Source organism: Paenibacillus sp. PsM32 (assembly GCF_030433815.1).
Lineage (GTDB): Bacteria > Bacillota > Bacilli > Paenibacillales > Paenibacillaceae > Saccharibacillus > Saccharibacillus kyungheensis.
The window spans coordinates 259,545-284,011 of the sequence record NZ_JARUWY010000005.1 but is presented as its reverse complement, the minus strand read 5'-3'; the positions used below and the strand labels follow the sequence as shown (position 1 = coordinate 284,011).

Sequence of the window (24,467 nt, the reverse complement as noted above, 5' to 3'; positions counted from 1 at the left end):
AACCGTTTAACCCTATCGGCACATGTAATTCAGTACAATACCCTTTATAATGATGAACAAACTAGACAGATAAAAGGAGAGAACTCATGACTGCAAAGACTGTGCTATACCAAAAATGGTCTAGACATCTGATGTTATTGACTGTATTTTTGATGCCTCTAGGTTCGTTTGTCTACTCTACACCTGCAATTGCAGAAGAAGCTTCTTCTACTTCTGCATCTAACAGCGTATCCACTCTATCTGATGTAACTACAGTTACTCAAAATGTATACGTTTCTCCTAAAGGAAGCGACTATTTGGGTTCAGGAACTGTACAAGCTCCTTATCGCACTCTTCCCAAAGTTCGCTCTGTGTTACGGGATACGTATAGTGAAAGACCTGCTGGTGGTACAACGATCTGGTTACGAGAAGGCGAATATGAACTATCTGCTACATTAGAACTGAATGAATTAGATTCAGGTACTGCTGAGCAACCGATCACGTATCGTAATTATCCTAATGAACAAGCGGTGATTACCACTGCCAAAACGATTGATCCTACTCTCTGGAAACCACTTAATGCGGAAGCAGCAGCTCGTGTTCATCCTGCTGTCTATGCTGATCAATTAGTAGAATTAGATGTCCAATCGTTAGGTCTTAAAAATACGTCGGGCTTTCCCGGAGGAACAACATTTACCAAAGAATGGGGTATTGTCGATCTGATTGTAGATGGGGTACGCGAACCGATCTCTCAATGGCCGAATCCTCAGCAAAAAATAGGCAAAAATCGTGCAGGTTGGGTCACAATGAATGGTTCTGCTGATCCGCAGTCATTTTATTATGGCGAAGGTGGACAACCGAAAGATGGCATTACAACTGACGAAGTGAATGCCGATCAGACTGATCGGACTGCACGCTGGCAACGTTCTATCGAACAAGGTCATGATCTGTATCTCAAAGGATTCTGGCGTACCGATTTTGACCCGGTAACTAGTAAAGTCGAAAGTATTGATACAACACGTCATATCGTTCGGTTGGTCGATATTCCAGAAGGCGGAATCGGTTCGAAATGGAGTAAAGAAGTTCCAGTATTTCCTTCTACTAATCCATCTCCCTCTGGGACAGTTGTTCCATTTACTGTGCCTGATCAATCTCCGGTAACGATTCATGATGATACGTATGTGACAAAAGATGTCTATGTAACTCAAAATGTCTATACCCAGCCAAGTGTTCCCGTCTCTCCTCTAACTGTCACTTCTGTTACGTATCAAGTGTATCGAGTCGGTACAGGTACAGAAGAATGGCAAGCACTGAATCTGTTAGATGAGATTGATATGCCTGGCGAATGGGCTTTGGATTTTAAAGATCAGAAAATCTACTATTATCCTGACGGAGATATTAATAAGCAAAATATTATTATTGCAGATCGTACCGGCCCTATTATCAAATTAACGAATGCTTCTTACCTTAACTTTATCGGTCTGACGATTGAAGGTGGATTGAATAATGGGATCGAAATGCAGAGCTCACATCATATTTCACTGGACAGCAATACCATTCGAAATGTAGGTGGCGGTGGTGTTCTTGATTATTACGGTCATCACAATATTATGCAAAATAATACTATTTATGAAACAGGAAGTTTTGGGATGAGTATCGGTTATGCAGGGAATCGTGACACTTTGACTCCAGCACAGTCTGTGATTACGAATAATCATATTCATAATACAGGCACCCTGATTGCTTTAGAAGGATTAATTATTACACAGTCGATAGGTATGACGATCAGTCACAATCTGATTCATGATGTGCCCAAGCATGGCATTCGATATGTGTATAACAATGATCTGTTATTTGAATATAATGAACTGCATCATATTTCACTGGAAGATGGTGATGCAGGTGCTTTCTATACCGCTCAAGATTGGACTTCCTATGGTAATGTATTGCGATATAACTATGTACATGACAGTCCACGTGCCAATGGCTTTTATGCTGATGATGGAGATAGCGGAGATACATTTACTAACAATATAGTCTCCGGCGTATCCAAAGCTTTTCTTTTTGGCGGAGGTCATCATAACCGCGCAACCGGAAATCTGATTGTCAATGCCACATCCGGTATTCAGATTGATGATCGCGGAATTGCTCGTAAATATACAGCAGATAGCTCTTATGCCGAACAATTAATGGCTAAAAATCCTGGAGCAGAACCCTGGAAAACGTATGGACGAGTTCTCGCAGATACGTATGGATATGACAGCAATCTATGGCAAAATATACTGAATTCCAAGTGGCATCCCGAATATCCGAACGGTACACATTTCAAAGATAATGCAGTTGTTCAGTCAGGCGCTCTCGTTATTCCCAAAAAAGGAGCAGTCATTATTCAAAATAATCCAAGAATTAGCAGTATACAATCAGCTAAGCTAAATCCTAATACGACAACTGGAGTCTATACAGAAAACCCAACTATTCTTGCGATCTTTCCAAATATCAATCAAATTTATCCTCAAATAGGACTGCAAAAAGAAAATACTACTTCTACCTCTTCTTAATTGATATATCTTATTCACGTTCAAACAATATCATTTCAATCTAAATAGCCAAAAGCTTCAGACGCTGATCTGAAACTTTTGGCTATTTTCTTATATAGGAGCTATAGTCATCGGGGCTAATGCTTGCTGACTGAATAGGAAGGACATACTAATATACTTTGATTTTATATCGCATTTGATACCTTTAAGAATGAGACATTAAGGCGGTTATCAGTTGTTGAGACATATACTATACTGAGGGTGGCTAAAGAAACACTAACACTTTCATTTTACTCTTCTATATCTCTTCTACTTCTTCCCATTCCTTATTCTACTATTCATTCTATTTGTTCAAGTGATTTTCACTTCATTACATTTTACTTTTCTTGATCTTCTTTCTAATACGTGTATAACGAAATGATTGATCAAGAATTCATTCCAAACTATAAATGACCTAATAACCCTACTCGATCATAATAAAACAGCTACCGTTAGCCATGTTAGAGTACATCTATTTGTTTATCACCTATTGATAACAATAGCATCAAGGATATTTAGGAGGAAAATATAATGACAACAACTACGAAATGGGTAGCATGGATATTATCTCTCAGTCTTATCATTACTCTTCTACCAACAGGGCAGACCAGTTATGCTGCAACAACTCCTATGCTTAGTAGCGGAAGTACAGTTGCAACTAACGTGAACGTATATGTCGATCCGACTGGAAATGATGTTACAGGTACAGGCACCAAATTAGCACCTTTCAAAACACTGTTCAAAGCTAGATCAACAATACGTGCATATAAAGGCAATTTACCTGCTGGCGGTGTTACCGTTTGGGTGAAAGGTGGAACGTACAATTTAGCAACAACGTTCGATCTCAATGCTCAAGATTCCGGCACACCTGACAAGCCAGTCATTTATCGCACCTATCCTGGAGAAACGGTTACGTTAACGACAGGCAAAGGAATTGATCCAACATCATGGCAACCGCTAAGCGCAGATGCAGCAGCACGTGTGAATCCTGCGGTTCAACCAAGTAAACTACGCGAGCTCGATGTAGCTTCGCTCAATATACAGAATATTGCTGGTTTTTCAGGCGGCACAACATTTACAGAGCAATGGGGTATTGTTGATCTGATCGTGGATGGTATTAGACAACCGATCTCTCAATGGCCTAACGAAGATCAAAGTATTGCAGCAAATCGTGCAGGTTGGGTGACAATGAACGGTTCCGCAGATTCCAAATCTTTTTATTACGGTGAAGGCGGTACACCAGAAAATGGAATCTCAGATGATGAGGTTAACGCAGATGGTACTAATCGTATCCAACGCTGGAAAGCTTCAATGGCTAAAGGGCATGACCTTTATCTTAAAGGATTTTGGAGAACAGCTTGGAGCCCTGTCACTAGTAAAGTAGGCGCTATTTATCCAGATGATAATATTATCTCTCTATACGATATTCCAAGTGGCGGTATGGGCGATAAATTTAGCAAAACAGTCGTACCCAATACGTTAAAAAGTTCAACTGTAAGTATGGATGTCTATCGACCTAATTTAATGGCTTCTTCTGTACAAGCAGATGTGTATGCACCGGTCGTGTCTACTCCGAGTACTCCGATGTTCAATGTAACTTCCAATGTATACGGATTAACTGATGATCCTTTTATTCCAGATACAAGTGTTAGTTATCGAGTCGGTACAGGCAAAGAAGAATGGAAAGCAATTAACTATTTAGACGAAATCGATGTTCCTGGCGAATGGGCACTAGATTTTAAAGATGGCAAAATTTATTACTATCCTACAGGTGATATTACCAAACAAATCATTACTTTATCTGATAACAAAGCATCGATTATCAAAATGAGTGATGCTTCTTATATTCAATGGCTTGGATTTACAGTTGAAGGCGGTATGGGCAACGGAATCGAAATGCAGCGTTCTCATCATATGAAGATTGCTGGAAATACAATCTGTTATGTCACAGGTACAGGGATTGTCGATTACTATGGCAATAACAATCTGATTCAAAGTAATGATGTCTATGAAATTGGAGCCGCAGGAATCTCGGTAGGATACTCTGGCGACCGTACTAATCTAGTATCAGGTAATTCCAGAATCACAAATAACCATATTTTCAATATCGGAACGTTGGTTAGTCTGGAAGGTATCGTTATCCGTGAATCAGTCGGTACTAAGATTGATCATAACTTGATCCATGATACACCGAAAGCGGCAGTTAAGTATACTTCAGATAACAACTTATTGTTTGAGTATAATGAAATCCACAATACGTCTTTAGTGGAAAGCGATTCAGGTGCTTTTTATACACCACAGGACTGGACTTCTTATGGAAATGTTCTTCGCTATAACTTTATTCATCATAACAAACGCTCGCATGGATTTTATTTTGATGATGGAGATAGCGGTGATGTGGTGAGCAAAAATATTATCCAACAATCTCAGATCGCTTTTATTATGGGCGGTGGACACGATAATCTGGCACAAAACAATCTGATTATTGCTTCAAGAGCAGCAGGACAGATTGATGATCGCGGGATTACGCGTGGCTATACGGCTACAGGCGCTTATGCTCAAAATTTGATTAGCAAAAATCCAACTTCTGGTGCATGGCTACAATACGGCAAAGACCTAAAAGCGACGTATGGTTATACAACCAATCTATGGGCAGATATTCTTAACCCTGACTGGCATCCTGAATATCCAAATGGTTCTTCGATCTCAGATAATGTGTTTGTTCAGACAGGTGCAGTGACTACACCCAAAAAAGGATCTTTTACAGTCGCTAATAATGTGATTCTAAATACTATTGCTGATGCTCAATTTTATAATGCTAACACGATGGATTATCGTACCAATAATGCAAGTATTCTTAGCAAATTCACCGATTTAAATACGATTTTCCCACAGATCGGATTATCTCAAGATGAGTACAGAGTGCAAGTAATTTCTAGATCAGCTTCAGGCGGAATGAGTAATCATTAAAATGAATAGGAATTTTCATATTATTGTGAACTTTTTATGAATATAGTAGGTCTTCTCTGCTCTCTCCTGCTACTTGCGATTCATAAAATAAATTGATTTCTGGGGATGATTGGTAACTAACCATCTTAATTATCCCCCTTTTTATCAGAAAAAGTCGATTTTTAACTTAAATTAACCAAATTTATCTATAACCATTACAAAATGGGCAAAAGTATCCGACAAAGTAACTAGTGAACCTAATTCGATAATTATAAAAGCAAATATCCACTTCCAATAGACCTGACCTATAGGTAAACCATATTTCAATATGAAAGGATGTTTTATAATGTTTAGAAAGACGCCGTTAGCGATGTTAATGGTGATAACTACACTACTTGTTAGTACTTTGTTGTCACCTGATTTCGCTTTTGCAGATCGCACAGTCAATGGAAATGTTGTGACCTTGAGTAGTGGAGCCACTACCAATACAGGTCTTAATATCTACGTAGATGGTTCAGTAGCTGCTTCAGGATCAGGTACTAAAGATGCTCCATTCAAAACGATACTTGAAGCTAGAAATGCTATTCGTGCCAAAAAAGGAGTTTTACCCGTTGGAGGAATTACAGTATGGGTCAAGGGCGGCACATACAAATTCACTTCTACACTCGATCTGAATGCTTCCGATTCTGGAGCACCTGGTAAATCGATCGTCTATCGTACGTATCCGGGAGAGAAAGTTATTATTTCTAACGGTACATCTGTTGATCCTACTCTCTGGAAACCATTAAGCAGTGACGCACAATCAAGAGTAAATCCAAAAGTAAGTGCAAGCAAATTAGTTGAGCTTGATGTGAAAGCTATGGGGCTTACGAATATTAACAGCTTCCCTGGTGGCAATTCTTTTTCCGATAAATGGGGCATTATTGATCTGATTGTCGATCATGAACGTCAACCGATCTCACAATGGCCGAACCCGGGTGAAATGGCTGGTTCCAAACGTGCAGGCTGGACAACCGCTAACGGTTCTGCTGACGCTAAATCTTTTTATTACGGTGAAAATGGTATTCCTACAGATGGACAAACTGATGATGAATTAAATGCAGACGGAACCAATCGTTCTGAACGTTGGGCATCTTCAGTCAATGCAGGACATGCTCTTTATCTTCAAGGCTTCTGGAGAACGGTATGGAGCCCGGTAACAAGCAAAGTACAAAGTATTGATAATGGAGAAGGAAGTATCTCTTTACTGGATACACCTTCAGGTGGTATGGGTTCCAAATGGAGTAAAGATATTGCGAACTCTAATCCAGTGTACCGCACAGGAGATGGAACCGAAGAATGGCGTGCAGTTAACTATCTAGATGAAATTGATGTTCCCGGTGAATGGGCGCTTGATTTCAAAGATGGTAAAGTATACTACTATCCAGATGGCGATATCAAAACAAAAGATGTAGAGATTGCTGATAATGCAACACCGATCATCAAAATGTATGCTACTTCTTATCTTCAATTACTAGGCTTCCAATTAGAAGATAGTATGAGCAACGGTATCGAAATGCAAAAAACAAACCATATTACAATAGCTGGTAATACGATTTTGAATGTAAGTGGTGGCGGGATTGTTGATTACTATGGTAGTTATAATCTTATTAAAAGTAATGATATTTATGATACAGGTGAATTTGGAATTAGCTTAGGTTATGCTGGTGACCGAACAACTACATTTACCAAATCCAATACACGTGTTACCAATAACCATATTCATCATACCGGTCTACTCGCGCATCTTGCTGGTATTATCGTACGGGATTCTAACAATGTATGGATAGATCATAATCTAATCCATGATGTTCCCAAAGACGGTATCCGTTATGTAAGCAGTACAAACCTAACGTTTGAATTTAATGAAATTCATAATACCGCATTAGTAGAAAGTGATACAGGTGCTTTCTATACTGCACAAGACTGGACTTCATATGGTAACGATCTTCGTTATAACTTTATTCATAACAATGTACGTGCTAACGGATTTTATGTCGATGGTGGCGATGCAGGCGATAACTTCTATAACAATATTATTCAAGGTTCTGATCGTGCATTCCAATTTAACGGCCATCACAATATCGGTCGTAACAATGTGGTTGTTGCTTCTTCCAAAGTACAGATTGAGAACCGTAGCGATGTGCTTACAACCGATGTAGTGGCTAATGCGATTATGACCAAAAGCTATGGTGTAGGTAGTAGCTTTGCTGATGGATTGCGTTCCAAAAATCCTGCGTCTGGTGCTTGGGCAAGCTTTGCAAATGAACTCAAAACACGTTATGGCTATACCGATAACTTATGGACCGATATGCTCAATGCTAACTGGCATCCAGAATACTCTAACGGTTCTAAATTAGTCGATAATGCACTAGTTCAAGTAAATAGTGTGATCAAACCGAAACTAGGAAATATTACGATTGAAAAAAATAATATTATTCCTAAAGTAACTGATGCTAACTTCTTCAATTACAGTCAAATGGACTTACGTACAAACAACAGACAAATTCTTGATAAATTCCCGAACTTGAATAGCATTTTCCCTCAAATCGGATTGCAACAAGATATGTATCGTATTCGTGTCGTAACTCGTGCTGAGACAGGCGGATTCACCAATCACTAAGCTGTTTTAACTTTTTAGATCATCAGCCGGGCTCTTATGTAGTCCGGCTTTTTGCTGTGTCCAATACCTCCTGTTCTTCCCTCCTCTCTATTGCCCGATTGATTAGTTATCAGACTGAACGGGTAAAAGCAATATGAATCCGAACGACACGAAGACGATACAGACTTATAACAGGAGGAATTCATTATGCTAGGTAAAAAAACAATTTTTATTACAGGTGCAGGTAGCGGACTTGGTAAAGGTGCTGCTCTAGGACTTGCCAAAAAAGGACATAAAGTTATTGCTTCTGTTGAAATTATTCCACAAGTGACTGAACTTCGAGAAGAAGCGAAAGCGCAAGGACTCGATATTGAAGTCATCAAATTAGATGTCAATAAACCACTTGATCGTATTCAATTGGAAAAATATGATTTTGATGTATATGTAGCAAATGCAGGGATTGGTGAAGGTGGCCCATTGGCTGAGATTCCAGTTGATAATATACGCCAAATTTTTGATACCAATGTATTTAATTCGTTAGAAATGGTACAGATTGTCGCACGCCAATTTGTCGCTAAAAAGAAAGGTAAAATTATCTTTGTCAGCTCTATCGCTGGACTTAGCGTAACTCCTTATCTGGGTGCATACTGTGCTTCCAAACATGCTGTAGAAGCTATGGCACAAGCGCTTAAAGAAGAACTGAAAGAATTCGGCATTCAAGTCGCTACGATTAATCCTGGTCCATACAAAACAGGATTTAACGATAATATGTTTGAGCAAAAAGAAAAATGGTATGACGAGAAAACAAACTTTACCAAACGTTCTGATCTGGCAAAAGGCGAAAAAATGCTAGCTCAACAATTCGATCCACAAGACATGATCGACAAAATGGTAGAAGTGATCGATGCGAAGCACCATCCTTTCCGCAACGTATATCCTGAGCCATCTGAACAACAAGTAAAAGAATATCAAGCCAAACTTTGGGAAGAAACAGTCTAACTCTGGTACTGTTTTGACCTTATCCAATACTTTATCCAAAGCACACAGCGCAGGCATAATCACTGCCTCTACTGTGTGCTTTTGTATGTAATTTCAACGGTAATGATTCTATCTTCTTTTATAGACAAAAGATCACTAGAGTACTTTGAAGTACCTATCGCACTTCAAAGTGCGTACTTCTCAACGGTTGCATTATCCTGCAAGCTAATCATGTAACTTATTATGATTAAAGGAGTGCAATAGATGAATACAGTAACCCATTCTTCTCGTAAAGTAGCGTTAGTTGTAGGGGCAAATGGAGTGATTGGTAGTAATCTGATTGATCATTTATCGACATTACCGGATTGGGAGATTATCGGGTTATCCCGTCGTGGCGGTGTATCTACAGATCGTGTTACTTATGTATCGGTAGACCTTTTTCAACGTGATCAAATAGATCAAGCCTTACAATCGTTTCCTACGATCACTCATATTTTTTATGCGGCATATCAAGATCGTCCCACATGGGCAGAATTGGTAGAACCTAATCTGAATATGCTAATCCATATCGTAGAAAGTGTAGAGACTATTTCCCCTACGCTTCAACATGTAAGTCTGATGCAAGGTTACAAAGTCTATGGTGCTCATCTAGGCGCATTCAAAACACCTGCACGTGAATCTGATGCACGTCCGATGCCACCTGAATTTAATATGGCTCAGCAAAACTATCTTATGCAACAACAGCAAGGGAAAAGCTGGACATGGTCTGCGCTCCGTCCTTCTGTCGTGTGTGGATTTGCTGTAGGTAATCCTATGAATCTAGCGATGGTGATTGCGATCTATGCGACTATTTCTAAAGAACTTCAATTGCCTTTGCGATTCCCGGGTAAACGTGGAGCCTATCACAGTATTCTCGAAATGACAGATGCCGGATTACTCGCCAAAGCTACAGTCTGGGCAGCGACTACTCCTGCTTGTGCGAATCAGGCTTTTAATATTAACAATGGTGATTTGTTCCGCTGGGAAGAGTTGTGGCCTACCATCGCTACGTATTTTGAGATGGAGACAGCTCCACCTTTATCCATGAGTCTGGATACGATGATGAAAGACAAAGAAGCTTTGTGGAACGATATCGTTACCAAATATGGATTAACTGCTTATACGTATGCAGATGTATCTTCGTGGGCGTTTGGTGATTTTGTATTTTCGTGGGATTATGACTTTTTTGCTGACGGAAGCAAAGCACGTCGATTCGGATTTCATGAATATGTAGATACAGAAAAGATGTTTATCGCTATTTTTGAAGATTTTCGCAAACGTAAAATTATTGCCTGATCTTATCGTGTACAACTTATAAAAATAATCGTGTATTCCTTTCTTCAAGACAACATTATAAATAAATTACACTATATATGTAAAAATGGATACTTTTCCTCTATATGTATCGTCTATCAAAAGCCGACCTTAGTGATAAGGTTTCGGCTTTTGACGATTTATATCACTTGAGAAGGAGACTCTACAATACGAGCTTGATCACCATACTGTCTATGTAGATGAACTTCTCCCCATTTACACATCATATGAAGTAACTCGGTGAGAGTTGTTCCATACTCGGTTAATTCATACTCTACTTTGGGAGGCACTACATTGTAAGACGTTCGCAATACTATCCCTGCTTCTTCCAGTTCACGTAACTGCTGGGTCAACATTTTTTGAGTAATCGTTGGGATTAACTTTTTCAGTTCACTGGTTCGTTTTTTACCAAACGTCAGATGAAATAAAATCACAGGTTTCCATTTGCCACCGATTACTTCTAATGTGACTTCAACTGCTGTATTATAGACTTTTTCTTCGTCTTTCATAATATAGTCCACCTTTCTGATAAAGTAGGTTGATACCTTAATAAAAACAGCTTCTCTGGGATATGCTATGGTAATCTTACTACATTCGCATAGCAGATACACGATATTTGACAGTTGTTAGTGATTCTACCTATACTAATGCCAACTCATTCTATATCAAATTATATTTACAAGGAGGTGTTCGCTTGAAAGCATCAAGTTCGCGGATCATCCTTTTGGGATTGGTATTATTCGCTTTATTGGCAGGAGTATTATACTACAGTCTTCATACTAAAAAAGAAGCATATCCGTTAAGTAGTGGAGCTGTAAAGGAGTCTGGAGTGAATATCTATATCGCCAAAACAGGTAATGATCAGACTGGAAATGGTAGTAAAACCAAGCCTTATGCTACATTGCAACAAGCTCAGAAAACGATTCGTGCCTACAAAGGTAAACTTCCTCAAGGAGGCATAACGGTCTGGGTGAAGCAAGGGAATTATCTTATGGATTCTAGCTTTCAACTGGATAAAAAAGATTCAGGTACAGCCGCTTCTCCAATTACATATCGTACTTATACAGGAGAACAAGTTACGCTTTCTACAGGCAAGCCAGTAACGGATTGGCAACCACTCAGTCAGGAAGCTCAAGCTAGAGTTTATCCCAAGATTGATCCCAAGCAGCTAGTAGAATTGGATGTACGCAAATTAGGAATGAAGCATATCAATGGCTTTGCAGGCGGCACTTCATTTACAGAACAATGGGGCATTTTGAATTTATTTGCCAACAATCAAATGCAACCTATTTCCCGTTGGCCGAATACAACAGAAGTAGCAGGTGGACAACGAGCTGGCTGGGCAATCGCTCAAAGTGTCTATAATGCTCAATCTTTTTATTATCAAAAACCGGGTTCTTCAAGCACTAATATTTTAGATGAAGATGGAACCAATCGTTCTAAGCGCTGGCAGAATGCGATCCAAAACGGTCATGCTATCTATTTACAAGGTTTCTGGCGTACCCTTTGGAGTCCAGCCAGTATTCAGATCAGTCAAATCGATCCAGCTCAAAAAACGATTAAACTTCTCGATACACCACAAGGTGGAATGGGTTCTAAATTCAGTGCGATGGTTGCTCCTTCTACTCTATCAAGAACAACCAATGAGCAAAATGACAACAGCAGTACACCTTCTACTTATCGTGTTGGTGATGGCTCTGAAGAATTCCGAGCACTTAATCTGCTAGAAGAAATCGATACACCTGGAGAATGGGCTTTGGATTTTAAAGATGGCAAAATCTATTACTATCCTCCTTCGGATATTCATAAATTGCAGACAGTAATCGGTGATCAAGATACACCTATCGTTACTATGGATGGTACCTCTTATGTACAATTTAAAGGATTCACATTGCAGAATAATATGGGCAATGGCTTTGAAATGAAAAGAAGTCATCATATTACGATTGCAGGCAACAATATTCGCAATGTAAATGGTGGAATATTAGATGTAGATGGTCATCATAATATGTTCCGTAGTAACAATATTTATGATACGGCAAGTTTTGGGATTAGTCTGAATAGTGCTGGAGATCGCGCTACATTATCGTCTGCTAATACCAGAATTACCAATAATCATATTCATCATATCGGCAAGCTGATCCATCTAGAAGCGATTATTATTCGTGATTCAGTCGGTGTACGGGTCGATCATAATTTACTGCATGATGTTCCCAAAGATGCAGTTCGCTATGTATTTAGCAATAAGCTATTGCTTGAATACAATGAAGTGCATAATACATCACTGATCGAAGGCGATACTGGGGCTTTCTATACTGCTCAAGACTGGTCTTCGTATGGAAATGTATTACGTTATAACTTTATTCATCATAATAAACGCTCAAATGGTTTTTATGCGGATGGTGGTAGCAGTGGTAATACGTATGAATACAATATTATTCAAGATACATCACGCGCCTTTTTATTCGAAAATGGACATCATAATCTAGCGATGAACAATTTATTAATTAATGTACAATCTCTTGAAATTAACGATCGTTCTAATCAGTTAAATTATGGATTGGGTAGCGATAATGCCAATCGTCTGCGAGAGCTTCAACCATTGACAGGCACCTGGAAAAAATACGGTGAACAACTTGCTAAAAAATACGGCTTAAAAGGCAATCTATGGAGCAGTGTATTAAATGATAAATGGAATCCTCAATATCCGAATGGCAGTAAGCTCAATCATAATGTGATTGTAGGCGCTGGCGGACAAATCAAATTGCCGAAAAAAGGTGATGTCGCAGCAGTAGGTAATACGACACTAAGTAGTACCTCGGATGCAGGATTTTATAATCTAGCTACCCTTGATTTGCGCACCAAAAATGCCAAAATATTAGAGAAGTTTCCTGACTTGAATACTATTTTCCCAACGATTGGTTTGTACAAAGATGAATACCGTACCAAAGCCTTTAATCGTGCAGATTCAGACGGTCTTTCTGATCATCAATCTACTTCTTAATTAAGAATATGGTTCATATTACTGACTGATCAGTTGTGCTCTAAGGCAATTGATCAGTCCCCTTTTTATTTTCAGACATTATACTACCTGCACTTGACAAGCAATCTATCGGTATGCTCAAATGGTTACAAAAAAGAAACTAATTTATGAACAAATTGAAATTTTATTAAAAAAGTATGAAATTATGCTTTGCTATATTTGCATCTGTATTTTATTATATAAAAGCATCCGCTGATTTTACCAATTTATATGTATTTTAGGAGGTGATTAACTAATTAAATCAAAATACCCATCACAGCAGGGATAAACCATCATCCCAACAACATCAATGGATTTTGAAATGGAGGGAATTTATATTTATGAAGAAGTTCCAGAAAATCATATCGCTCACAGCTATGCTTGCTTTGAGTAGTGCGATGGCGGTTCCATACGCATCGGCTGACAAAGTAGGAAGTCAAGAAGTTATCAATCTTGATAGCGGTGCTGTGACAAAAACTGGTTGGAATCTGTACGTTGATACAGCCGGAAGCGATACGGATGGGAATGGCACTAAAGAGAAACCATACGCCACCCTGGAAAGAGCACGTGATGCTATCCGCAGTCTAAAAGGCGACCTACCCGATTATGGAGTGACGGTATGGGTCAAAGGTGGAGAATATGAATTTTCCAACTTGCAATTTACAGCTGAAGATTCAGGTACACCGGATAAACCTATTATTTACCGTACGTATTCAGGTGAACAAGTGACATTAACCAACGGGATTCGTATTGATGCTTCCGATTGGAAACCGCTCAGTGCCGCAGCCAAAGCACGTGTTCATCCTGATGTAGATGCCAATGCCCTTTATCAGTTAGATGTGAAGTCACTGGGACTGAAGCATATTAAGCATTTTGAAGGTGGCACTTCGTTTACCGAAAAATGGGGTATTATTGATCTGATCTCTAACGGTATTCGTCAACCTATTTCTCAATGGCCTAATGTTACCGAATCTGTAGATGGACATCGCAAAGGTTGGACAACAGCGAATGGTTCAGCAGATGCCAAATCTTTTTATTATGGTGATGGTGGTATTCCTGAAAATGGAGACACAACAGATACGTTAGATCTGGACGGAAGCAATCGTGCAGCACGCTGGCAGAAGTCTTTATCTCAAGGACATGCTCTTTATCTTAAAGGCTTTTGGAGAACGGTCTGGAGCCCTTTGACCAGTTCTGTACAATCGATCGATACCAAACACAATGTCATCACACTTAAAGATATTCCTGATGGCGGTATGGGTTCCAAATGGAGTGCGGCAGTAACAGATTATGCTTCTGCTACCTCTGCCACAGCCAACACATACGGTGAAGATTCTCAGGCGGCATCCAGTATTGCTCCTTCTGCTTCTGCAACAAGCGAGCCAGCAGCAGACGATGCATTACATGATACAGACTCTACCCCACAATCATACAAATTGTTTAATGCACAGGGTGAATCTGGGTCTGTCCGCTTGAAAGAACAACTCACTGAAGATTCTCAATTAACGACAGAAGCGACTGATGCGGATCATAATCTATCGTTACCTTCTGAAGTTACTGAACATACAGGTAATGATGCAACCGTAACTGAACACAGTACCGATTCAGTGAAAGTCCCTTCATCCGTCAACAAAGATGTATATCAATCAGCAACTGCAAGTACGTACCTTACGCCTAGCTCTTATTCATCCAAAATCAAAGCTCCTTATCGGATCGGTTCCGGTACAGAAGAATGGAAATTGATTAATTATCTGGATGAAATCGATGTTCCTGGTGAATGGTCACTTGACTTCAAAGATGGTCAAATTTATTACTATCCTAAAGGCAATCTGAAAAGCCAAAACATTATTGTAGCTGACCAAGAAAATCCAGTGATTTCTGTCGATGGAGCTTCTAATCTAAAAATGCTAGGATTCACGGTTGAAGGTGGTATGGGTAACGGCATTGAACTTAAAAATACCGACCATATTACGATTGCAGGTAATACGCTTCGTAATCTAGGAAATGGTGGTATTCTCGATGTAGATGGGACGAATAACCTTTTCCAAAGTAATGATATTTATGAAACAGGTGGATTCGGTATCAGTATTAACGATGCAGGAGATCGTAAAACGTTAGAAGCTGCCAATAGTCGTGTCACCAACAATCATATTCACAATGTAGGGGATCTGACTCATCTGGAAGCAATTCTGGTGCGTAATTCAGTTGGCGTCAAATTCGATCATAATTTACTGCATGATGTGCCTAAAGATGCTGTTCGTTATGTGTACAGTAACAATTTGACATTCGAGTACAATGAAGTGCATAATACGTCCTTGATCGAAGGCGATACAGGCGCATTCTATACTGCTCAAGATTGGGCTTCGTATGGCAATGTACTTCAATACAATTTTGTTCATCATAACAAACGTTCTAATGGATTTTATTCAGATGGTGCAGATAGTGGCGATAATTATCGTTATAATATTGTGCAAGGTTCAACCAAAGGCATTTTGCTCAATGGACATGACAATATCGCTAACAACAATCTAGTGGTCGATTCCAATATGATCCAAGTCGATCAACGGGGCGACAGTAATTCTCATGGTGTGAATAGTATCTATGCCGATCAACTTCGTGAAATGAATCCAACAAGCGGCGTATGGAAAGAATATGGAGCCAAATTGCAAAAGATGTATGGTTATGATCATCCATTATGGAGCAGTATTCTTGATCCGAACTGGCATCCTGAATATCCGAATGGTACAAAAATGAATAACAATGTAATGGTCAATACACCGAATATTGTTGTTCCCAAATTAGGCGATGTTGCAGTAGAAGGTAATCAATTTATCTCTAGTGTTAGCGGTGCAGGATTCTACGATTATAGCAAAATGGATTTGCGTACAGACAACAAAACCATTTTAGCGAAATTCCCGGATCTGAATGAAGTTATGCCTAAGATTGGACTAAGCCAAGACGACTATCGTACCAATGTAGTAACACGCGCTGAATCTGGTGGATTAACGAATCACTAATTCAATATTCCTTATCTATATTCTTTATCTATTTATCTATACAAGCAGAGCCTTTAGATCAATGAGATGATTCTCTGATCTAAAGGTTCTTTTTTAGTTTTTTTTCGTAGTTTTTTCTTTTTTACATAGTTACTATATTTTTTTCATGGAAAAGACTTGTAATTAATTTTCTCCATGTTATAATTATCTTAATATTAAGATTTCAAATGTAAGCACATTTATAAATAGATGGTTTGACTTTGAGGAGGATATTCATTATGGAATTATTAGGTATTCATCACGTTTCGATTATGACAGGTAAAGCGGAAAAAAATTACGATTTTTATACTAAAGTTATGGGTATGCGTTTAGTGAAAAAAGGAGTTAATCAAGACGATACTACTTCGTATCATCTATTTTACGGTGATGCTGTTGCTTCTCCTGGTACAGAATTGACTTTCTTTGATTTACCGGGTATCGGACCTAGCTATCAAGGGGTATCTAGTATTTCAGCAACATCTTTACGAGTAGCGACAACAGAAGCTTTGCAATACTGGTCTGATCGATTTGACCAATTGAATGTGACTCATGAAGAAATCAAAAAACGTGCTGGACGAGATACATTGGCTTTTCAAGACTTTGAAGGTACACGCCTTATTCTTGTAGCCGACAACGGCGAACAAGGTGTCGCGGCTGGAACAGCTTGGGATCAATCTGAAGTACCTGTAGAATACGGGATTCTTGGACTTGGACCAACTACACTAACACTAGCTCAACCTGCTTCGACCATTATGATTTTGACTGAAGTGATGGGATTCCGTCATACAGGCTCATATCCTTCGCTTGCAGGCGATTTTGCAGATATTGAAGTCTATTCTACTGGACAAGGTGGCGCAGGCGCAGAAGTCCATATCGAGACACGTCCTGATCTTCCACATGCACGTCTAGGTCGCGGTGGTGTCCATCATGTAGCTTTCCGCGTACCGAATGAATCCGAATATGATCTATGGTCAGACAAATTATCCAAATTAGGTATTCCTAATTCAGGTAAAGTAGATCGTCACTACTTCCGTGCTCTTTATTTCCGTGAACCGAATGGTATCTTATTCGAATTATCCACAGACACACCAGGATTCGATATTGATGAATCGATGGATTCGTTAGGTGAAACCCTTTCTCTGCCTCCTTTCCTTGAAGGCAAACGTGCACAGATCGAAGCTAATCTTCGTCCGCTTGTACTGGATGAAGTATAAGATAAGCAACAGAATAAAAAATAATCTGACCATCTTCAAATAATAGAATATACACAAAAAGAGCAACTCTTAAATGAGCTGCTCTTTTTGCACTTCTTTTTCCCATATCGTACTGGGAATTTCTTTTTTTAACACAGGTGCAACTTCTGTTGCAAATCGTTCAAGTTGTTCTAACTGTTCTGTTTCGGTTAATCCATCTACGCTGATACTTAATACCTGATGTCCAAATGCTTGGTAATAATCTAGAATTTTCTCAATAACTTGATCAGGGCTTCCGATCAGAGCCGGGCCATTTGCAATATTATCTTCTAAATCTACAAAAGGCGATTGATTGTGCTTCGCAGCATCCGTAGATTGAAAATGATCATAATAGGGACGATAACGACGAATAGCTTCTTCACTCGTATTCGCTAGATACAGGCTTCCTGCTCCTGCGCCCACAATAGCTTGAGATGGATCATGACCATAATAAGCTAACCGTTCCCGATAATGATCAATTAATGCTTTATATTTGTCCTGTCGATGAAAAGAATTGGATGAGAAAATCGGTTCTCCATACTTGGCTGCCAATTCTGTAGAACGTGTACTTGAGGCACTTCCATGCCAGATTGGAATCGGCGATTGAAATGGACGCGGTTGACTTGTAAACTCATTCAATGCCGGACGATATTTCCCCTGCCAATTCACCTTTTCTTGACTCCATAATTGTCGTAACAATTCATATCTTTCTGCTAATGAATCCCATTGTTCTTCTTCAGTGATTCCGAATAATCCATAATGGCGCGGATCGTTCCCTTTACCAATAATCAATTCTAAGCGTCCATTAGATAAATGATCAAGAGTAGCATAATCTTCTGCTACTCTTACCGGATCAAGCACACTTAATACCGTTACAGTCGTCAACAGACGGATACGTGATGTGCGTGCTGCGATTGCAGTCAGTACAATAGCAGGTGAAGAAGACAAAAAAGGTTCTCCATGTCGCTCACCTACACCATAAGCATCATACCCTAGACGCTCTGTTAACTCTGCTTGTTTTAATATATTTTGGAATTTCTGTTGTGCTGTTAAGGTCTCACCTGTTAGCGCATGAGGAAGGTTCGCAATAAGACTGAATACGACAAATTTCATATGTTAATTACCTTGAGAAGAGGTTTGTTGAATTTGTTCTGCTTGCTTACGTTCTTGCAAATAAGCTTCAAAACGCTCGGGATGAACCACTTTACGCATTAAATGCATCGGTCCTTCTCCTTTGCCTGCATCTCTAGCTCGTATACTTTCATATCCTCTACGCTCATACATCGGCAATAACCATGGGTGTTTTTCCGCTGTACCGAGTGTCACCGCAGGTGCTCCTACTTCATCACGGATAATATGTTGTTCGACCCAGTTTAACAATTTGCTACCTGCGCCGGTTCCTTGTACATTCGGATCAACCGCAAACCACATAATAAACGGTAATCCTGTCTCAGCTGTTAATTCTTTGACCCGTTCAGGATCAGCCAAAGTTACAGTCGCTACAATCAATCCATCTTGTTCTAACACATAACATTTATTATGCGTAATATTATCTTGAATCAATGCTAGATCAGCATGAGCTGCTGGCCATGTTAATCCTAATTCACGAATAGTTACATAGGCTTCATATGTGATATGAAGTACACGCTCTGCATCTTCCAATGTTGCCAAACGATAAATGTCACTCAATTCTGTCACCTCTTTATTCCGACTATGTTCATCAGATTATTATATTATAATCTAACATTGATTATACCACTTTTCTAATTGATTTTTTCTATAGGTACTTATGGAGCCTATCAATTCATAAGCTACAGCGTTGGGGAATCGATAATCGTTAAACGATTCCAGATCTGTTGCCAATTTTTCTGTTGAACACGTTGCTGATAAATATGAATATCTCCTCGACTCTGAAGAAAGCGTGGATTGACACGTATCTTCATTTCAAAAACATCCCTTAGTCCACATGGAGCGACCAGAATCAATTGATCCTGTTCATCTAATCTAATCCCTAATGCTGTAGCTGTTTCTGGAAAACATGATATCGCATCAACGGTAGAATGATAGGGCGCAATCCGATTAGCAATATGCATGCGTGCTTCATTTTTCACTGACCATGGTAATTGGGGTTGCATCCGGCAAAGCTGTTGTTCCCATAGTTTTTCTGTTTCTTCATCTAGATCAGTAGCATCATAATAAACCACATCAATATCTGCTAATGGTGTACGAGGTTCTATCTGATGAAGTTGATCCCAGATTTTCGAACGCACAAATCCAGCACATACCCAACTATCTGGCAATCCTAAATCCCGTACATTTCGCAAAATCTCCATCATCCAGCAATCAGCAGTGATCCATTCTATAATGATTTGGTGTATCGTCTGTTCGTGATCGCTATGAGGTACAGGCATATCTATTATCTCCTTTATAAAAAAGATTTGAGATCGTCTATCTTTTCATTTGAACTATTCATTTGCTTTTGAATTGCATCTTTCATGTATACCCACTATTCTCTACTCCTTTGTTCGATATCTGATGCAATATCTTCTATTTTGCGCTATCTCTATTATGTATTCCTTCTACAATAATATACCAAAAAGGCATCCCTAACTTTCCAGGAATGCCTTGGGTATGATGTTCTACTGATAATCCACTTCTTCGGTAAAATGAATCTGTTGCAATCGCTCTTGAATCCGTTGAATTTCAGCGGACGTTAGCGGTGCGTTGGGCGCAATTTTGTAATTACGTCCGGTCACATAACTCACTTCTGTATGACTATCAAAAGCATACGGCGTCTGCGGAACAGGCGTTTTCGTATAATCGGTAAAATCGATCACTGACCATGCTTGATCTCCATCTTGTTTACGCAAAATAAGACGTTGGTACGCATTTTCAGTCCATAAATAACGAGTATCGGCTGGTGAATTATTGCCATCTAAAGCTGTCGTATATCCGGAACCCCGGAACATCAGTGTAAATTGGGCTTGATGATTAGTCGCTCCTGATTGGGTGCGATACGTTTGACCAAGCTCATTAATCCCTACAATACTCACATCACGTCCTGCTGGAAAATGATCGACAAAGTCTTTCCATCCATTGAACAAATTATCATGACGTAACACCCAGTTCGTATCAATCACTATAGATAAATAGTTAACTGTGTTCATCATTTGATACGGATTATCCACATATTGCTGGGCGGTATATAGTTGAGGCTCAGCATTCGAATCTTTCACATACGGATCACCCGGATGAATCGTCCAACGGGAGGACTTTTCCACATACCTTGAACCAATCGGGTCGATCGTGACAGGATTCATAAATACAGCTCCGCTATTGTCTACATCTCCTTGCGCGGGCACCAATGGATTATATTGATTCGACCAGTAAGGCATTAATGGCGAACCTTCTCCAAATAATTGATTCACATTATACTGTGTCGCTGCCCAGCCCATATACGAGGTGATCTCAAAATGATCTTTGAGCCATGTCACCTGCTCTGGATTGACGGCAAAGCTGGACAATGAAGTAGGACGATATGCTACCGGAATACTGGTAAATACTGAAGGTTGCCCTACTGTACCTGATTCATGTAACGCATTCATAGCATTATAGCGATACATATACAACCACTCATTCATTTCATTGCCCCATTGCGCTAATGTATAGTGATTGTTCGGATAACCTGACAAAATACCTACTTCATCTCCATACAGATCCACATACTGTAACACTTGTTGTAATTGCGGACGATTGCTTTCTTGGAAAACAAAATTGTTATCAATTGCCCATGTAATGTGTAAATGCGGATCAATCTGTGCCAGCATACTACGCATCTGTTGCATTTCAGCTAGTGTCGTCGAAGAACCTGATCCTCCTTCTAACATCACAGATACAGCAAAATATTGCTTTCTACGTTCACCTGCTACGACTTTCAGCTCAAATTCTTTATTCAGATATACGCTGGTCGAAGGTGAGGTTACACTGATTCGAACCGGAATTGTGCTGCCTACAGGCGGAATATTATGCACATTGATAATACGTCCCTGTTCATCAATAATCCCTGTATCATTTTCAAATCGAATATGCAGGTCGGCTGGTAAATACTCAGGCGCAATCGGCTGACCGTACACATCTTGAAGCACATAACGAATACGCCATGAATCTAACTTGAGTGATACCGATTGATCTAACGTATACGTATCCATATAAACAGAGCGAATGACACGATCTGGCTCCGCTTCCGGCTGTTCTACAGGTGGAGTTACTGGCGGTGGTGATTTGATAGTGACCATCACCATCGTCGTGACATGAAGATCAAGCTTCGCTTGTGGTGATACAAGATGAAGTGTGACCGGAATCAATCCACCTGTTGCGGGAATATGTTCAGGATGAATAATTTTGCCACGGGTATCAAATATATTTAATTTATCTTCAAATTGATACGTAAGATCGGATAATATTTTCTCAGGCCAAGCAATCTTCTGACCTTGATACCAGAAATAAAATGATAGTTGATAATCATTATATGTTGCTGGATCATTCCACAATACAGGAGCGTCTATACTCACACGATCAAATACAAATATAGGCTCAACTGGAGGTGAAGTTACTGGTGGAACAACAGGTACTTCAGGATCGGGTCTAGGATTATTTTGATTACGGTCCTTGTCTTTAGCATTTGCTCGTTTTCCTGTGATCTCAGGTGTTGTTTCTACTTTATCTATGGTTGTAGCAGGTGATTTACCGCCTATCGTCAGTACAGGTTGAAGGTCTGGCTCTGCCTCACTAGCTGGCTTAGATACAGGCTTAGTCCCTTGCGCTAACAATTGCTTTGCACGCTGATGTAACTCGTCTCCAGATTGTAGTACCCGATAAGCGACCAGTATAGCTGCCTGACGTTGAACAGGCTGTTTTGGTGCAAACAGATGTTGCTCATTTCCTTGCATTAAGCCTAACTGCTCCATCAGCCATACGCTGGACTTGGCATAATCTGAAATATCTGCTTGATCGGCAAATGTAGCTATGCCTTCTTTTTGCAAGGTATCGGTTAAGCCTAGATAACGAGCATACCAGACCGCTATGTCTTGACGGGTAATCGATTGCTTTACACCAAATGTGGTTGCATTGATCCCATTCGTAATCTGATGTTGATACAATGCACTGACATAAGGAACAGCCCAGGGAGATACATCTGTAAAAGGTAATACTGTTCCTGGTTCGGATGTCCAATTTAAGCTTTTAACAAAAACACTCGCCCATTCCTGTCTAGAAATCGAGCGTTGCGGTTGAAAGCTTCCATCCTCATAACCTGTAATGACTCCTTGCGCGGATAATGACGTAATTGCATCAAAAGCATACGATTGTTTGATATCGGTAAATGCTTCTGTGCTAGTGGCTGAAACGCTTGTCGCATTCGTACATAATAGTAATATAATCAGCAAGCAAGCTACATACTGCCTCATGTGTGTTGACCCCACTTTGAATATCATAAGATTATTTAAAGCTTGTTGACATAACGAACAAGCTATAACGTTGTATTCACCTCCAAACACATCGTATGAACCTTTATTTCAAAATAAATACAATACTTTAGACCCATACATACTAGTATGTACCCTTTAAATTAGGGTAAAAGTTGAATAACTATACTACTAATTTATTTGTGTATATATCGAATTATACAACAATTTATCGGAATATTAAGGAAAGGTTTGAAGAAAAATCGAAAAAAGCCGCTTTATTATAAACGGCTTTTCGGTATTATGCATATAAATGGATATTTTGTTAGTTAATTCTTATTCTCTTGTCTACGGCGTCTTAATTCTTCCGTAATTTTACGTCCTGTTGGTGTTTGAGCGAGTCCACCCCGAGCTGTTTCACGATGTTCACTTGGCATCGAACGTCCGACTTGTAACATGACATCGACCACTTCATCTGAAGGAATAGCACTACGTACTCCAGCTAGCCCCATATCTGCCGCTGCTAACGCATTTACTGCACCTAATCCATTACGAACAATACAAGGAATCTCTACCAATCCTGCTACTGGATCACAGATTAATCCAAGTGTATTTTTTAGAGCAAGCCCTACAGCATGCATCGCTTGTTCCGGTGTACCACCACGCATCTCAACCACTGCTCCAGCGGCCATACCTATTGCTGAACCGACTTCTGCCTGACATCCACCTTCTGCGCCTGAGATCGAAGAGTTGTTAGCAATGACATAACCGATAGCACCGGCTGCAAACAATCCTTGTACCATCTGTGTATCATCCCAACCAAAACGCTCTTGCGAACTGACAAATACTCCCGGAATAATACCACATGAGCCTGCAGTAGGCGTAGCGATAATCCGTCCCATTGAAGCATTCACTTCTGATACGGCTAATGCATAAGCCATCGCACGCGTCGCATCACTGCCTGACGATGTATCTCCGCTTAACATATAGTCATGTACACGACGTGCATCTCCACCGGTCAGTCCACTTCGTGAAACGGTATCTTCTGTGATTCCGCGCTCAACCGCTTCTTTCATCACCTGATAATAATCGGTCATTTGTTGAATAACGTCTTGCTCGCTTACTCCTGTTTCTTTCACTTGCTCTTCAATCATCAGTTCCGCTATCGTTAGTGAACGTTCTTCACATAACCGAACAATATCTTTTAATGTGCGAAATTGCATATCACACTCTCCTTTAA

General features: G+C 39.7%; 14 protein-coding genes. 8 read left to right on the top strand and 6 right to left on the bottom strand.

From position 1 onward, the window contains the following. Positions 1–86 precede the first annotated feature (86 nt). From QCD85_RS12795 to QCD85_RS12775, 5 genes are all read left to right on the top strand, one after another. The gene (locus QCD85_RS12795) at positions 87–2,537 is read left to right on the top strand and encodes a right-handed parallel beta-helix repeat-containing protein (protein WP_301262852.1); all 2,451 of its coding nucleotides are present in this window, start codon (positions 87–89) and stop codon (positions 2,535–2,537) included. 549 nt (positions 2,538–3,086) lie between these two features. Beyond that, complete coding sequence (locus QCD85_RS12790) at positions 3,087–5,525, top strand: right-handed parallel beta-helix repeat-containing protein (RefSeq protein WP_301262851.1); 2,439 nt, start codon at positions 3,087–3,089, stop codon at positions 5,523–5,525. A 325-nt stretch (positions 5,526–5,850) separates the two neighbouring features. Then, a complete protein-coding gene (locus QCD85_RS12785; RefSeq protein WP_273613159.1) occupies positions 5,851–8,166 on the top strand; it encodes a right-handed parallel beta-helix repeat-containing protein in 2,316 nt (771 codons plus the stop codon). A gap of 186 nt (positions 8,167–8,352) precedes the next feature. Continuing rightward, a complete protein-coding gene (locus QCD85_RS12780; RefSeq protein WP_273613160.1) occupies positions 8,353–9,144 on the top strand; it encodes an SDR family oxidoreductase in 792 nt (263 codons plus the stop codon). A gap of 243 nt (positions 9,145–9,387) precedes the next feature. Continuing rightward, positions 9,388–10,458, top strand: coding sequence for an SDR family oxidoreductase (locus QCD85_RS12775; protein WP_301262850.1), 1,071 nt, complete (start codon positions 9,388–9,390; stop codon positions 10,456–10,458). Positions 10,459–10,616: 158 nt separating this feature from the next. On the opposite strand, the gene QCD85_RS12770 is transcribed toward QCD85_RS12775, so the two are convergent. Beyond that, the gene (locus tag QCD85_RS12770) at positions 10,617–10,985 is read right to left on the bottom strand and encodes a winged helix-turn-helix transcriptional regulator (RefSeq protein ID WP_301262849.1); all 369 of its coding nucleotides are present in this window, start codon (positions 10,983–10,985) and stop codon (positions 10,617–10,619) included. 185 nt (positions 10,986–11,170) lie between these two features. Between QCD85_RS12770 and QCD85_RS12765 the strand changes: the two genes are divergently transcribed. The 3 genes from QCD85_RS12765 to QCD85_RS12755 all read left to right on the top strand — a co-directional run bounded on the left by QCD85_RS12765 (position 11,171) and on the right by QCD85_RS12755 (position 17,747). Next, complete coding sequence (locus QCD85_RS12765) at positions 11,171–13,480, top strand: right-handed parallel beta-helix repeat-containing protein (RefSeq protein WP_301262848.1); 2,310 nt, start codon at positions 11,171–11,173, stop codon at positions 13,478–13,480. Between the two features lie 359 nt (positions 13,481–13,839). After that, positions 13,840–16,515, top strand: coding sequence for a right-handed parallel beta-helix repeat-containing protein (locus tag QCD85_RS12760; protein ID WP_301262847.1), 2,676 nt, complete (start codon positions 13,840–13,842; stop codon positions 16,513–16,515). A gap of 257 nt (positions 16,516–16,772) precedes the next feature. Further along, on the top strand, positions 16,773–17,747 hold the full coding sequence (locus tag QCD85_RS12755) for a ring-cleaving dioxygenase (protein WP_301262846.1): 975 nt from the start codon (positions 16,773–16,775) through the stop codon (positions 17,745–17,747). Between the two features lie 69 nt (positions 17,748–17,816). Here QCD85_RS12755 and QCD85_RS12750 read toward each other — a convergent pair whose 3' ends face one another. The 5 genes from QCD85_RS12750 to sdaAA all read right to left on the bottom strand — a co-directional run bounded on the left by QCD85_RS12750 (position 17,817) and on the right by sdaAA (position 24,450). Beyond that, positions 17,817–18,878, bottom strand: a complete 1,062-nt coding sequence (locus QCD85_RS12750; protein ID WP_301262845.1) for an LLM class flavin-dependent oxidoreductase — start codon at positions 18,876–18,878, stop codon at positions 17,817–17,819. A 3-nt stretch (positions 18,879–18,881) separates the two neighbouring features. After that, positions 18,882–19,454 carry a GNAT family N-acetyltransferase gene (locus QCD85_RS12745; protein ID WP_204823179.1) on the bottom strand — a complete coding sequence of 191 codons (573 nt, stop codon included), beginning with the start codon at positions 19,452–19,454 and terminating at the stop codon, positions 18,882–18,884. A gap of 122 nt (positions 19,455–19,576) precedes the next feature. Further along, positions 19,577–20,176, bottom strand: a complete 600-nt coding sequence (locus tag QCD85_RS12740) for a nucleotidyltransferase family protein (protein WP_301262844.1) — start codon at positions 20,174–20,176, stop codon at positions 19,577–19,579. A 228-nt stretch (positions 20,177–20,404) separates the two neighbouring features. Further along, positions 20,405–23,230, bottom strand: coding sequence for an S-layer homology domain-containing protein (locus QCD85_RS12735; protein WP_301262843.1), 2,826 nt, complete (start codon positions 23,228–23,230; stop codon positions 20,405–20,407). A 326-nt stretch (positions 23,231–23,556) separates the two neighbouring features. After that, on the bottom strand, positions 23,557–24,450 hold the full coding sequence (gene sdaAA, locus QCD85_RS12730; RefSeq protein ID WP_273613170.1) for an L-serine ammonia-lyase, iron-sulfur-dependent, subunit alpha: 894 nt from the start codon (positions 24,448–24,450) through the stop codon (positions 23,557–23,559). Positions 24,451–24,467 lie beyond the last annotated feature (17 nt).